The following is a 13,162-nucleotide window of genomic DNA, read 5'->3' as shown; positions in this document are numbered from 1 at the left end:
TAAAAAACAGCACCTCCACATAGGTGCTGTTTTTAGCTATAGAGTAGATCTTCTAATGCCTTTGTTAAGGTTTCAGAATAATTGATATCTTGTCGATCTGCAAGTCGAACCAGCCATTCAGGGACAGTCACATTTTTGCGGATTGCTTTGGTATTTTTTAAAAAGGGTGATGGATCAACTTGTATTAAGGTGACAAATCCGTCTTCAACTTGTAAGTTAGATAAATCAGTTGGTTTTGGTAGATCCATTCCGTTGTCGATATAAGTAGCTAAAACACTTTCAAGCATTTGATGAGCATGTTTCATGGCTTCTTCAATTCCAATACCACTTGTACCTCCTTTAAAATTAGGGAATTCAATCCAGTAGTGATTTTCTTTTTCCAGGTGAAAAATAGCAGGGTAGGTTTTTAACATATGTTGACTCCTTTAACGGCTTGTCTTGTCTCCTAAATCATGTCGAATCTTTTTTTCTAAACCTATTGGGATATCCTTGTTTCCATGGACAGGAATTGTGACAAGGAATGGCAAACCTTCTTTTTTGAAATGATGATGACTGTCAGAAATCCGAATTTCTTTCCAGCCAAGTTTTTTAGCGAGTTTCAATAACTCTTTTCCAGTCAGTGTCATTAAGGATTCACTTTCTTATCTTTTATTATACGTATGATGCGCACATTGTCAACGGATTGAGGTAACATAAACTGTTTCTGTTTCAGTTCGTCATCTTATTTATCCGAAATTCATAAAAGAATTTAGAAAATTTTCTATTTTCGTAGCGTTTTTTTGAAATCGTTACCAATTTTTGATAGACTTTAAGTAATAAAAAGAGGAGGCTTGCTATGGCTTATAAAACTATTTACCCTTTTACAAATGAAGTTCTTAAAGAATATGAGAACACTAGCGATGCTCACTTAGAAGAAGTACTTGAAAGAGCACACAAACTTTACAAAAAATGGCGTAAAGATGACCAGTTAGAAACTCGTAAAGCACAACTTCATGAAGTGGCTGCTATTCTGCGTCGTGACCGTGATAAATATGCGGAAATTTTGACCAAAGACATGGGGAAATTGTTCACTGAAGCTCAAGGTGAAATTGAACTCTGTGCTGACATTGCAGACTACTATGCTGACAATGCGGATAAGTTCTTAGAACCAACACCACTAACAACTGATACAGGTGAAGCTTACTATATCAAACAAGCAACAGGTGTTATCCTTGCAGTTGAACCATGGAACTTCCCATATTACCAAATCATGCGCGTCTTTGCTCCTAACTTTATCGTTGGTAACCCAATGGTCTTGAAGCATGCGTCAATCTGTCCATGGTCAGCTCAATCTTTTGAAGAATTAGTTGATGAAGCTGGTGCTGAAAAAGGAACATTTACCAATCTTTTTGTTTCATATGATCAAGTATCAAAAATCATTGCTGACAAACGTGTTGTTGGTGTCTGCTTAACTGGTTCTGAACGTGGCGGTGCCTCTATCGCTGAAGAAGCTGGTAAAAACTTGAAGAAAACGACCCTTGAATTGGGTGGTGATGATGCCTTTATCATTCTAGACGATGCAGATTGGGATGAATTAGAATCTGTTCTTTTCTTCTCACGTCTATACAATGCAGGTCAAGTATGTACGTCTTCAAAACGATTCATTGTTCTTGAAAAAGACTACGACCGTTTCAAAGAATTGTTAACCAAAGTCTTCAAGACAGCTAAATGGGGTGATCCAATGGATCCAGAAACAACTTTGGCGCCACTATCTTCAGCAGGTGCTAAAGAAGATGTTCTTGCCCAAATTCAATTGGCTTTGGATAATGGTGCGGAATTAGTTTACGGTGGTGAAGCGATTGATCATCCAGGTAACTTTGTTATGCCAACCATCATTGCTGGTTTGACAAAAGACAATCCAATCTACTATCAAGAAATTTTTGGCCCTGTTGGTCAAATTTATAAAGTGGCTTCAGAAGAAGAAGCTATTGAAGTTGCCAACGACTCTAATTATGGCCTTGGTGGTACTATCTTCAGTAGTAATAAAGAACACCGCGAAGCTGTTGCTGCACAAATTGAAACAGGTATGTCCTTTATCAACTCAGGTTGGGCAAGCTTACCTGAACTTCCATTCGGCGGAATCAAAAATTCAGGTTATGGTCGTGAATTAAGTGAACTTGGTTTTACAGCCTTTGTCAATGAACACTTGATTTACACACCAAAAAAATAAGCTGTTAGGATGTGAAAGGCTTAAAGGATTTCTTTAAGCCTTCTTTTTTAGGAGGACATGATGGAAATCAAGGTTTTTGCGACTGATATGGATGGAACCTTTTTGAATAGTCAAAACGACTATGATAGAGCTTTTTTTAAGGCTACTTTTGATAAACTTATTAAAGACGGCAAAAAATTTGTTGCGATAAGTGGGAATCAATATTATCAAATAAAGGGCTTCTTTGAAGAGGTTGCAGATCACATGACTATTGTTGGTGAGAATGGTGCTTTTATTGTTGAGCAAGGAGAGCTTTTACAAACCAGTCCTATTGAGATGGAAGTGGTTGAAAAAGTGATTGCTTACTTGGACCGTAATGATCTATCGCCAGAATCAGTTGTTTGTGGTGAGCAAGCAGCTTATATTTTAAAAACAGCTAGTCAAGAAAATAAGGATTATTTTGGGACCTACTATACTAAAATGGTTGAGGTGGATTCTTTTCAAGATTTACCTGAAGATGCTATCTTAAAATTTTCTTTTAATACCCCTTTAGATACGACTGAAGAGATTATCGACATGCTGAACCAAACACTTTCTGATCAGGTCATTGCAGTAGCAACCGGTCATGGCAACGTGGATGTGATGCGAAAGGGAATAAATAAAGGTTCTGCTATGCGTTTTCTCCTAGACAGATGGGGGTTAGAAGCTAATCAATTGATGGCTTTTGGTGATAGCGACAATGATTTGGAAATGTTAGCCTTGACAGAACATTCTTATGCTATGATGAATGCCAATGACAAGGTTAAAAAGCAGGCGACTTTCCTGACCTCATCCAATGATGATAATGGGGTTTTGGTGGCCATTAATAAAATGCTATAATCTTTGAAAGAGTTGACTCATGTCGGCTCTTTTTTGCGTCAAACGAATGATTATTTGGTAGAATAGATGGTATGAATGAACTGATTAAACATAAGTTGGAGTTACTTCCGGATAGTCCGGGTTGTTATCTCCATAAAGATAAAGATGGAACCATTATTTATGTTGGTAAGGCTAAAAATTTACGGAATCGGGTCCGCTCTTATTTCCGAGGAAGTCACGACACCAAGACAGAAATGTTGGTTTCTGAGATAGAAGATTTTGAGTTTATTGTCACAGGTTCAAATACTGAAGCCCTTCTTTTGGAAATTAATCTGATTCAAAAGAATATGCCCAAGTACAATATCAAATTGAAAGATGATAAATCTTATCCCTTTATTAAGATTACCAATGAGCCTTTTCCTCGACTACTGATTACTAGACAAATCAAAAAACAAGATGGTCTTTATTTTGGCCCTTACCCAGATTCCTACACGGCAAATGAGGTCAAAAAACTCTTAGACCGTATTTTTCCCTTTAAAAAATGCAAGGATCCAATCAATAAAGTGTGTTTTTATTACCATTTAGGGCAATGCAATGCTCATAGCATTTGTCAAACCGACAAAGCCTATTGGGATGGTCTTGTTGAAGATGTCAAACTCTTTTTGACAGGAAAAGATGATAAGATTGTGACCGGCTTAAAGGAAAAAATGCTTGCTGCTTCTCAGGCAATGGAATTTGAAAGAGCTGCAGAATACCGTGATTTGATTTCTGGCATTGCCACCTTGCGAACCAAACAAAGGATCATGAGTAAGGACCTTCAAGATAGGGATATCTTTGGTTACTACGTGGATAAAGGTTGGATGTGTGTTCAGGTTTTCTTTGTGCGCCAAGGCAAGCTCATTCAGCGAGATGTTAACATGTTTCCTTACTACAATGAAGCTGAAGAAGATTTCTTAACTTATATTGGGCAATTTTATTTAGACCAGAAGCATTTTTTACCAAAGGAAGTCTTCATTCCTGATACCATTGACCAAGACTTGGTGCAGGCTGTAGTTCCAACCAAGATTGTTAAGCCGCAAAGAGGTGAAAAGAAACAATTGGTGGCCCTCGCCACTAAGAATGCACGCGTAAGCTTGCAACAAAAGTTTGATTTATTGGAGAAGGATTTAAGGAAAACCAAAGGTGCCATAGATCACTTAGGACAGTTATTACAGATTGACCGCCCCTATCGGATTGAGGCCTTTGATAACTCAAACATTCAAGGGACAAGCCCGGTCGCAGCAATGGTCGTCTTTAAAGACGGCAAACCCAGTAAGAAAGATTACCGCAAGTTCAAAATCAAAACGGTTACTGGCCCAGATGATTATGCAAGCATGAGAGAAGTGATTTTTCGTCGGTATAGTCGGGTTCTTAAGGATAAACTAGAAATGCCTGATTTAATCATTATTGATGGTGGACAGGGTCAAGTTAATGTTGCTAAGGATGTTATCGAAAACCAATTAGGCTTACAAATACCGATTGCTGGTCTTCAAAAAAATGATCGGCACCAGACCCATGAATTGCTTTTTGGAGATCCCTTAGAAGTGGTCGAATTGCCACGCAATTCCGAAGAATTCTTCCTTTTGCATCGGATTCAAGATGAAGTTCACCGTTTTGCTATTACCTTCCATAGGCAAGTTCGGAGCAAGAATTCTTTCTCCTCTAAATTGGATGGTATTGAAGGACTTGGTCCGAAGCGAAAGCAAGCCTTGTTGAAACATTTTAAGAACATGACGGCTATTAGCCAGGCTTCAGTTGATGAGGTGCGTAGCTTGGGCATTCCGGAAAAAGTGGCTCAAGCCCTTTTGGACTCTTTTAATGAGCTTTAAAAGCTTTCAAAAAATTGAGAAAAATACTGAAAACAGTTTCAAAAAATGGTAGAATAGGTGTGCAAGTAAATAATTATAGATAGGATCTTTGCCATGAAATTTCTAGAATTAAACAAAAAAAGACATGCCATCAAAACCTTCAATGATAAACCTGTTGATTTTAAGGATTTGAGGACAGCCATTGAGATTGCGACTTTAGCACCAAGTGCTAACAATATTCAGCCTTGGAAATTTGTTGTTGTGGAAGATAAAAAAGCTGATTTGGCTAAAGATATGGTCTTGGGTAACAAAGTTCAAGTGGAACAAGCTCAATATGTTGTGGCCATCTTCTCAGATACGGATTTGATTCAACGCTCTCGTAAGATTGCGCGTGTGGGTGTTAAGTCTCTTCCAGATGACATGATTGGCTATTATATGGAAACTTTACCACCACGTTTTGCTAAGTTTAATGAGATGCAAAAAGCAGAATACCTGTCCTTTAATACTGGTCTTGTTGCCATGAATCTTGTCTTGGCTTTGACAGACCAGAAGATTGCATCTAATATGATATTAGGTTTTGATAAATCCCTAACCAATGACATTTTAGGGATTGATAAACGCTTCCGACCGGAAATTTTAATTACAGTTGGTTACAGTGATGACAAGCCTGAGCCAACTTATCGCCTTCCTGTTGACGAATTGATTGAACGTCGTTAATTGTGCGGAAATTGTCTGAAAAAAGTGCTATAATAGTTTCTATCAATGGATAAAAATGTGGGAGATATTTTGTATGTTTTGTCATGCCATTTATTTCCTTTTAAAGAATAAGGAGAAGAACAATGATTGATTTTAAAGCTGAAGTTGAAAAGCGTAAAGATGAAATTTTAGAAGATTTAATCAGTATTTTGCGCATTAATTCTGAAAGGGATGACTCTCAAGCAGATGAAACACATCCTTTTGGACCTGGACCAGTTAAAGCATTAGAACACTTCTTGGCAATGGCGGAACGTGATGGCTACAAAACACGTAACATTGATAATTATGCTGGTGACTTTGAATTTGGTGAAGGCGAAGAAGTACTTGGTATTTTTGGTCACTTAGATGTTGTCCCTGCTGGTGCTGGTTGGGATACAGATCCTTATGAGCCAGTCGTTAAAGATGATAGAATCTATGCGCGTGGGTCATCAGATGATAAAGGTCCAACAATTGCTTGTTACCATGCTTTGAAAATCATTAAAGACTTAGGCCTACCAGTTTCTAAGAAAGTTCGTTTCATTGTTGGAACGGATGAAGAATCAGGTTGGGGAGATATGGATTACTACTTTGCACACAACGGATTGAAAGATCCTGACTTTGGATTCTCACCTGATGCAGAATTCCCAATTATTAATGGTGAAAAAGGGAATATTACAGAATACCTTCATTTTGGTGGAGAAAACGATGGTGCTTTTGTTCTTCATTCCTTCAAAGGTGGCCTTCGTGAAAATATGGTTCCAGAATCAGCAACAGCTATTATCTCAACCACACGTGAATTCAATATCTTTGAAGCAGAATTTGATCAATATATTAAACGGAAACAGGTAAAAGGTGATATTTCTAAAGATGGTGACAAGATTAAAGTTACTATCCATGGGAAATCTGCTCACGGCTCAACTCCTGAACTTGGAATCAACGGAGCAACTTTATTAGCACGTTACCTTTCACGTTATGCTTTCAATAAAGAAGCTGAAGCTTACTTGCGTCTAGCTGGTCACCAATTACACGAAGCCTTCGATGCTAAGAAGTTTGGTATGGCTTATAGCGATGAAAAAATGGGTGCTCTTAGCATGAATGCTGGTGTATTCAGTTTTGATAAAGAGTCAAACGATAACACGATTGCTCTCAACTTCCGTTATCCAAAAGGTATTGATGCCTTTGTTCTTAAAGCAGGTTTAGAAAAACTTAAAGGTGTTCGTGAAGTTACCTTATCAGAACATGAGCACACACCACACTACGTGCCAATGGATGATGAATTAGTGTCAACTTTATTAAGCGTCTATGAAAAACAAACTGGTCTAAAAGGCTATGAACAAATCATCGGTGGTGGTACATTTGGACGCTTATTAGAACGTGGTGTAGCATTTGGAGCAATGTTCCCAGGTGATGAAAACACCATGCACCAAGCTAATGAATACATGCCATTAGAAAATATTTACCGCTCTGCTGCCATTTACGCAGAAGCAATCTACGAATTAATCAAATAAAAAAGGAGCCGAAAGGCATACTTCTGAGTGAAGACAAAGCATCATGTCTTCACTTTTTTGTTCCATTCTAATGGAAGGTTATCTCAAAAAATTTCCAAGCGACTAATGATTTTTTCTTTATGATATAATACTTGTATTAGTAAAGTGATATTAAAAACGGTTAGTTTAGGAGTAAAATCATTTTGAGAAAGATTGATTATAAAAAAGATTACTACTGGGCTGTTTACAGTCTTCTTGCACTATTTTTAGGTGCTATTATATGGGGATTTTTAGTTGGCTTATTTTTCGACATTCTGCCTTGACTACTCTATCCGTGATGATTGGTGGTAGTATTAGTGGTGCCTTTGTATTATGGTATGGCTATTGTTATCAAAATAAATGGACTTTTTCTGATTTTGGCTTTTATAAGGGAAAACACTCCTTATGGCATCTATTGTGGTGGATTCCATTGACATTCATTTTTTCTATAGCAGGAGCAGCATTGCTTTCCTTGTTTTTTCAAATTCCTCATGAATCCAATACTGGTGGGTTAAGTAATGAAACGATGGCTTTAGGTTGGGGTGCTGTTTTAGTCATGGAACTAACAGTTGGTATCCTCATTCCTTTTGTTGAAGAAGTTATTTTCAGAAGGTTTTTATTTGATTGGTTTCAATTCTATTTTCCTAAATGGTTTGCTGCATGTTTAGTTGTTTTTGTTTTCACAATACTCCATGTCATTCCTGCAGTAATGGCTTATGTTTTGTTTTTAGGGACTTCAATCATGCTTTCTCGAATCTGGTTTGATAATTTAACGGCACCATGGATGATCCACACAATCAATAATTCTTTGGTGGTTTTACTTATATCTCTAAGCTGAATGATTAGATTGATTATTTGAAATGATTATTTGGAATGATTATTTGGAATGAAGATTTTTTCTTGTATAAATAATAAAAAGGAGCTATTGGCTCCTTTTAAATTCATAAAATGTTAACATTTCTCGTCTCTTAGCAAAGAAGTCCACTGGACCTCTCTTCGCATTTCAGTTTTAAGGCTCAGACTAAACAAGCCCACCGGGCTTGTTTACTTCCCAAGGCAAAATTGGCTGAAGAGTTGGGTGATGAGTTCGTCTGGTGCGGCGTCTCCTGTGATTTCTCCTAGGATTTCCCATGTTCGTGTTAGATCTACTTGGAGGAGATCTACGGGCATGCCCATTTCAAGTCCTTCATTTACAGCTTGTAAGCTTTGAACAGCTTGTTCAATTAATGAGATGTGGCGTGCGTTAGATAAATAAGTGGCATCTTGTTCGACCAAGCCTGCATTTTCAAAGAAGAGGTCATTAATTCTGTCCTCAATCTGGTCGATATTTTCATTTTTAAGAACGGAAATTTCAATGTAATCTTCTGGTATGTGATCTTTTTCAATGGCTTGAGGGAGATCTGTTTTATTCAAAAGAATAATGCGGTTTGACTCTTTGCTTAAATCCAGCAAAACACGATCTTGTTCAGTCAACGATTCAGATGCATTCAGAACGAGTAGGACAAGGTCAGCTTCATTTAGCGCTTTTTTGGACCTTTCCACTCCGATTTTCTCAACAATATCATCTGTATCTCTGATACCAGCAGTATCAACTAACTTTAAGGGGACCCCTTTGATGTTGACATATTCTTCAATGACGTCACGAGTGGTACCAGCGATATCGGTAACGATAGCTTTTTCTTCCCGTAATAAGTTGTTTAAAAGGCTAGATTTGCCGACGTTTGGTCGTCCAATAATGGCAGTAGAGAGACCTTCACGCAAAATCTTTCCGCGTTTTGCTGTTCGTAATAATTGTTCCAGTAGGTTTTGGAACTCTTGCGTTTTCTCGCGCATTAAGGCTGTGGTCATTTCTTCAACATCGTCGTATTCTGGATAGTCGATATTGACTTCAACTTGGGCTAAGGTGTTCAGGATTTCTTGTCGCGTACTGTTGATGAGTTCTTTTAAAGAGCCATCCAATTGCTTAACAGCTATGTTCATTGCTTTATCGGTTTTTGCCCGGATAATATCCATCACCGCCTCGGCTTGGGTCAAATCCACACGGCCATTTAAAAAGGCTCTTTTGGTGAACTCACCTGGTTCGGCCATGCGCGCTCCATTTTTGATTAGTAATTGCAAAATTTCATTAGTAACTGCGATACCGCCATGTGTGTTGATTTCAACCACATCTTCTCTAGTAAAGGTTTTGGGCTCTTTCATGACGGTTACCATGACCTCGTCCAAAATCTCATTTTTTTCAGGATCGAGGATGTGTCCATAGTTAATGGTATGGCTTGCAACAGCTTCCAAATCCTTGCCTTTAAAGACTTTTTTGGCGATAGCAAGTGCTTCAGTTCCAGATAGTCGAACGATTCCAATGGCCCCTTCACCAAGGGGAGTGGAAATAGCAGTAATGGTGTCAAATTCTTTTGTTATACTCATGCTCTTATTTTAGAATAAGTCTAATGATAAAGCAAGGTTTTGCCCTTTTCAACGTTAGAGTTATCAATCGGGAGGCGATAACTTTTCATTAACAAGTGGGCGCTTTCATGGTATAATAAAGTGCTAGGACTCATTTTTATATTTAGGAGGAATCATGGAAGCACTTAAAAAAATGGCGGGTGTCACAGCAGCCCAATATGTCAAAGATGGAATGATTGTTGGTTTAGGAACTGGTTCAACGGCTTATTTCTTTGTTGAAGAAATTGGTCGTCGTGTCAATGAGGAAGGTTTGCAGGTTGTCGGTGTAACCACATCTAGTGCTACAACGAAACAAGCTGAAAGCCTTGGTATTCCCTTAAAAGCTGTTGATGAGATTGATGAAATCGACCTCACTGTTGATGGTGCTGATGAAGTAGACAAAGAATTCAATGGAATCAAAGGTGGCGGAGCGGCCCTTTTGATGGAAAAAATCGTAGCAACTCCAACCAAAGAATACATTTGGGTTGTTGATGAATCCAAAATGGTTGAAAAACTTGGAGCTTTCAAACTTCCAGTAGAAGTGGTTCAGTATGGTGCTGAACGCTTGTTCCGTGTTTTCGAAAAAGCTGGGTACAAGCCTTCATTTAGGATGAAAGAAGACCAAAAACTTATCACAGATATGGGTAACTTTATCATTGACCTTGATTTGAAAGTGATTGAAAAACCATTTGAGTTTGCTGAAATGCTAGATAAAACTGTTGGTGTTGTTGAGCATGGCTTATTCAATGGAATGGTTCATAAAGTCATCGTTGCTGGTAAAGATGGGGTCAAAGTTCTTGAAGCCCCTAGCAAATAAAGTCGTTTAAAAAATATTTATAGGTTTTAGGGAGCCAACCGTAACCTCCCTTAGATTGGAGACATTTTGTCAACATTTGATCGTATTCATTTAGTCGTTCTTGATTCTGTTGGAATTGGTGCAGCACCTGATGCCAATAATTTCCAAAATGCAGGGGTGCCTGATGGTGCATCAGACACTCTGGGACATATTTCTAAGGCAGTGGGTCTTGATGTTCCAAATATGGCCAAGCTCGGTCTAGGAAACATTCCTCGTCCACAAGCCCTTAAAACAGTAGCGGCAGAATCAAATCCTACAGGATATGCTACAAAATTAGAAGAAGTGTCACTTGGTAAAGATACCATGACTGGTCACTGGGAAATCATGGGGTTAAACATCACTGAGCCTTTTGATACTTTTTGGAATGGATTCCCGGAAGAGATTTTAACCAAAATCGAGGAATTCTCAGGACGTAAAGTTATCCGTGAAGCAAACAAGCCTTATTCAGGGACAGCAGTCATTGATGATTTTGGTCCACGACAAATGGAAACGGGTGAGCTGATTATTTATACTTCGGCAGACCCAGTTTTACAGATAGCGGCACATGAAGACATTATTCCACTTGAAGAATTATATCGTATTTGTGAATACGCTCGTTCCATTACTTTAGAACGTCCAGCTTTATTAGGACGCATTATTGCTCGCCCATATGTTGGTGAACCTGGAAACTTCACGCGTACCTCAAATCGTCATGATTATGCAGTATCGCCATTCGAAGACACCGTTTTAAATAAATTGGATCAAGCAGGTATTGATACCTATGCCGTTGGTAAAATCAATGATATCTTTAATGGCTCAGGTATCAATCATGATATGGGACATAACAAATCAAATAGCCATGGAATAGATACCTTGATAAAAACCATGGGATTGACTGCATTTGAAAAAGGCTTCTCCTTTACTAACTTGGTTGATTTCGATGCTCTATACGGACACCGTCGTGATGCTTTTGGTTACCGTGATTGTTTGCATGAATTTGATCAACGCCTTCCAGAAATTCTTTCTGCCATGCGCGACAATGACTTGCTCTTAATCACAGCTGACCATGGTAATGACCCAACTTATGCTGGTACAGATCATACCCGTGAATATATTCCATTATTAGCTTACTCACCATCCTTTAAGGGGAGTGGCGTGATTCCGCAAGGTCATTTTGCAGATATTTCGGCAACCATTGCTGAAAACTTTGGTGTTGAAAGAGCGATGATTGGACAATCTTTCTTAGCTGAATTGAAATAAGAAAAGGAGACATGATGGAAGAAATCACCATTTATCATAATCCCAATTGTGGAACATCACGAAATGTTCTTGCTATGATTAAGCATGCTGGTATCGAACCAACCGTTATTGAATATTTGATAAATCCACCAAGTCGTGATCAACTGCTTGACTTGATTGATGCAATGGGTATTTCAGTTCGCGATCTATTACGCACTAATGTTCCAGAGTTTGACAAACATGGATTGGCATCTTTGGATAAAAGTGATGAGGACATCATTGATGCGATGATGGTAGATCCTATTTTAATCAATCGTCCAATTGTCATCACGTCAAAAGGAACCAAGCTTTGCCGTCCGTCCGAAAAAGTTTTGGATATATTACCTAAACCACTGCCAAGTCCTTATACAAAGGAAGACGGTGAAGTGGTTTATCCTAAATAAGAAGAAGAGGAGACAAACAGATGTCATTAATGACCAAAATTAATGAGACAAAAGATTTTTTACAGTTTAAAGGGATTAAAGCGCCTGAATTTGGTTTGATTTTAGGTTCAGGTTTAGGCGAATTGGCTGAGGAAATTGAAAATGCCGTTGTGATTGATTATGCCGATATTCCTAACTGGGGTCAATCTACAGTTGTTGGACATGCAGGAAAATTAGTTTATGGAGAACTTTCAGGGCGTAAAGTATTAGCTTTACAAGGACGATTTCATTTTTATGAAGGCAACCCTATTGAAGTAGTTACTTTTCCAGTTCGCGTCATGAAAGCATTGGGTTGTCAAGGACTCGTTGTCACAAATGCCGCTGGTGGTATTGGTTATGGTCCTGGTACTTTAATGACCATCACAGACCATATCAATTTTACTGGTCAAAATCCATTGATTGGTGAAAATCTTGATGATTTTGGCCCTCGTTTCCCTGATATGTCAGATGCTTATACAGCTGCATACCGTCAGATTGCTAATCAAGTTGCCAATCGTTTAGGCATTAAATTGGAGGGCGGAGTTTATATTGGTGTAACGGGTCCGACATATGAAACACCTGCTGAAATTCGTGCTTTCAAAACCATGGGTGCTGATGCGGTCGGCATGTCGACTGTTCCAGAAGTGATTGTGGCAGCTCATTCTGGTATGAAAGTTCTTGGTATTTCTGCTATTACTAACTTTGCTGCAGGTTTCCAATCAGAGTTAAACCATGAAGAAGTTGTCGAAGTAACACAAGGCATTAAAGAGAACTTCAAAACGTTAATCAAAGAAATCTTGGTTGAGTTATAAGATAGTTTTATAGGTTCAACTCATTAAAAGGGTGACGGGTTCAAGCATTTGAACTCGGGCTATCCTCCTAAAATAGAGAAAGAAAGGAACTGAACTTGTGGAAATGATCCAGTGGATGATTCCTAGCCTCGTCATAGAAATCCAAAAGACGAGGTGAAAGCTCGGAAAACTCCTTTAAAAAAATTGAAAGAAAGAAAGGGTGTCGGGTTCAAGCATTTGAAC

At 38.5% G+C, this 13,162-nt stretch carries 13 protein-coding genes; 10 read left to right on the top strand and 3 right to left on the bottom strand.

Annotated elements, in window-relative coordinates:
- Positions 1-32: 32 nt before the first annotated feature.
- A complete protein-coding gene (locus DQM95_RS05760; RefSeq protein WP_037592035.1) occupies positions 33-413 on the bottom strand; it encodes a type II toxin-antitoxin system HicB family antitoxin in 381 nt (126 codons plus the stop codon).
- A gap of 12 nt (positions 414-425) precedes the next feature.
- Positions 426-626, bottom strand: a complete 201-nt coding sequence (locus tag DQM95_RS05755; RefSeq protein WP_037592036.1) for a type II toxin-antitoxin system HicA family toxin — start codon at positions 624-626, stop codon at positions 426-428.
- Between the two features lie 209 nt (positions 627-835).
- On the opposite strand from DQM95_RS05755, the gene DQM95_RS05750 reads away from it, so the two are divergent.
- The 6 genes from DQM95_RS05750 to DQM95_RS05725 all read left to right on the top strand — a co-directional run bounded on the left by DQM95_RS05750 (position 836) and on the right by DQM95_RS05725 (position 7,992).
- Positions 836-2,209 (top strand): NAD-dependent succinate-semialdehyde dehydrogenase, encoded by a 1,374-nt coding sequence (locus DQM95_RS05750; protein WP_046390285.1) that lies wholly within the window; start codon positions 836-838, stop codon positions 2,207-2,209.
- A gap of 60 nt (positions 2,210-2,269) precedes the next feature.
- A complete protein-coding gene (locus DQM95_RS05745) occupies positions 2,270-3,067 on the top strand; it encodes a Cof-type HAD-IIB family hydrolase (protein WP_012658551.1) in 798 nt (265 codons plus the stop codon).
- Between the two features lie 71 nt (positions 3,068-3,138).
- Positions 3,139-4,914: an excinuclease ABC subunit UvrC gene (gene uvrC / locus DQM95_RS05740; RefSeq protein ID WP_111685964.1), complete on the top strand. Its 1,776-nt coding sequence runs from the start codon at positions 3,139-3,141 to the stop codon at positions 4,912-4,914.
- A 93-nt stretch (positions 4,915-5,007) separates the two neighbouring features.
- Entirely contained in the window at positions 5,008-5,610 is a 603-nt protein-coding gene (locus DQM95_RS05735; protein WP_037592038.1) for a nitroreductase family protein, read from the top strand.
- Positions 5,611-5,732: 122 nt separating this feature from the next.
- On the top strand, positions 5,733-7,136 hold the full coding sequence (pepV, locus tag DQM95_RS05730; protein WP_012658548.1) for a dipeptidase PepV: 1,404 nt from the start codon (positions 5,733-5,735) through the stop codon (positions 7,134-7,136).
- Between the two features lie 259 nt (positions 7,137-7,395).
- Positions 7,396-7,992 carry a CPBP family intramembrane glutamic endopeptidase gene (locus DQM95_RS05725; RefSeq protein ID WP_230080770.1) on the top strand — a complete coding sequence of 199 codons (597 nt, stop codon included), beginning with the start codon at positions 7,396-7,398 and terminating at the stop codon, positions 7,990-7,992.
- A 206-nt stretch (positions 7,993-8,198) separates the two neighbouring features.
- On the opposite strand, the gene mnmE is transcribed toward DQM95_RS05725, so the two are convergent.
- Positions 8,199-9,575, bottom strand: coding sequence for a tRNA uridine-5-carboxymethylaminomethyl(34) synthesis GTPase MnmE (gene mnmE, locus DQM95_RS05720; protein WP_037592041.1), 1,377 nt, complete (start codon positions 9,573-9,575; stop codon positions 8,199-8,201).
- A gap of 154 nt (positions 9,576-9,729) precedes the next feature.
- Here mnmE and rpiA point away from each other — a divergent pair, with 154 nt between their 5' ends.
- From rpiA to DQM95_RS05700, 4 genes are all read left to right on the top strand, one after another.
- Positions 9,730-10,410 carry a ribose-5-phosphate isomerase RpiA gene (gene rpiA, locus DQM95_RS05715; protein WP_037592043.1) on the top strand — a complete coding sequence of 227 codons (681 nt, stop codon included), beginning with the start codon at positions 9,730-9,732 and terminating at the stop codon, positions 10,408-10,410.
- Between the two features lie 66 nt (positions 10,411-10,476).
- Positions 10,477-11,688: a phosphopentomutase gene (locus DQM95_RS05710; protein WP_037592044.1), complete on the top strand. Its 1,212-nt coding sequence runs from the start codon at positions 10,477-10,479 to the stop codon at positions 11,686-11,688.
- Positions 11,689-11,702: 14 nt separating this feature from the next.
- Positions 11,703-12,110 carry an arsenate reductase (glutaredoxin) gene (arsC, locus tag DQM95_RS05705; RefSeq protein ID WP_037592045.1) on the top strand — a complete coding sequence of 136 codons (408 nt, stop codon included), beginning with the start codon at positions 11,703-11,705 and terminating at the stop codon, positions 12,108-12,110.
- A 20-nt stretch (positions 12,111-12,130) separates the two neighbouring features.
- Entirely contained in the window at positions 12,131-12,940 is an 810-nt protein-coding gene (locus DQM95_RS05700; RefSeq protein ID WP_037592046.1) for a purine-nucleoside phosphorylase, read from the top strand.
- Positions 12,941-13,162: the final 222 nt, after the last annotated feature.

This window comes from Streptococcus uberis, from assembly GCF_900475595.1.
Taxonomy (GTDB): Bacteria; Bacillota; Bacilli; order Lactobacillales; family Streptococcaceae; genus Streptococcus; species Streptococcus uberis.
The sequence above is the reverse complement of the archived record's forward strand: the minus strand, read 5'-3'. Positions and strand labels throughout refer to the sequence as shown.

What these genes read in the sequence shown, in the direction of transcription:
- arsC (WP_037592045.1), top strand. Translation starts at nt 11,703, where the DNA reads ATGGAAGAAATCACCATTTATCATAATCCCAATTGTGGAACATCACGA.
- mnmE (WP_037592041.1), bottom strand. Translation starts at nt 9,575, where the DNA reads ATGAGTATAACAAAAGAATTTGACACCATTACTGCTATTTCCACTCCC.
- DQM95_RS05700 (WP_037592046.1), top strand. Translation starts at nt 12,131, where the DNA reads ATGTCATTAATGACCAAAATTAATGAGACAAAAGATTTTTTACAGTTT.
- DQM95_RS05760 (WP_037592035.1), bottom strand. Translation starts at nt 413, where the DNA reads ATGTTAAAAACCTACCCTGCTATTTTTCACCTGGAAAAAGAAAATCAC.
- DQM95_RS05755 (WP_037592036.1), bottom strand. Translation starts at nt 626, where the DNA reads ATGACACTGACTGGAAAAGAGTTATTGAAACTCGCTAAAAAACTTGGC.
- DQM95_RS05735 (WP_037592038.1), top strand. Translation starts at nt 5,008, where the DNA reads ATGAAATTTCTAGAATTAAACAAAAAAAGACATGCCATCAAAACCTTC.
- DQM95_RS05750 (WP_046390285.1), top strand. Translation starts at nt 836, where the DNA reads ATGGCTTATAAAACTATTTACCCTTTTACAAATGAAGTTCTTAAAGAA.
- pepV (WP_012658548.1), top strand. Translation starts at nt 5,733, where the DNA reads ATGATTGATTTTAAAGCTGAAGTTGAAAAGCGTAAAGATGAAATTTTA.
- rpiA (WP_037592043.1), top strand. Translation starts at nt 9,730, where the DNA reads ATGGAAGCACTTAAAAAAATGGCGGGTGTCACAGCAGCCCAATATGTC.
- DQM95_RS05745 (WP_012658551.1), top strand. Translation starts at nt 2,270, where the DNA reads ATGGAAATCAAGGTTTTTGCGACTGATATGGATGGAACCTTTTTGAAT.
- DQM95_RS05725 (WP_230080770.1), top strand. Translation starts at nt 7,396, where the DNA reads ATGGGGATTTTTAGTTGGCTTATTTTTCGACATTCTGCCTTGACTACT.
- uvrC (WP_111685964.1), top strand. Translation starts at nt 3,139, where the DNA reads ATGAATGAACTGATTAAACATAAGTTGGAGTTACTTCCGGATAGTCCG.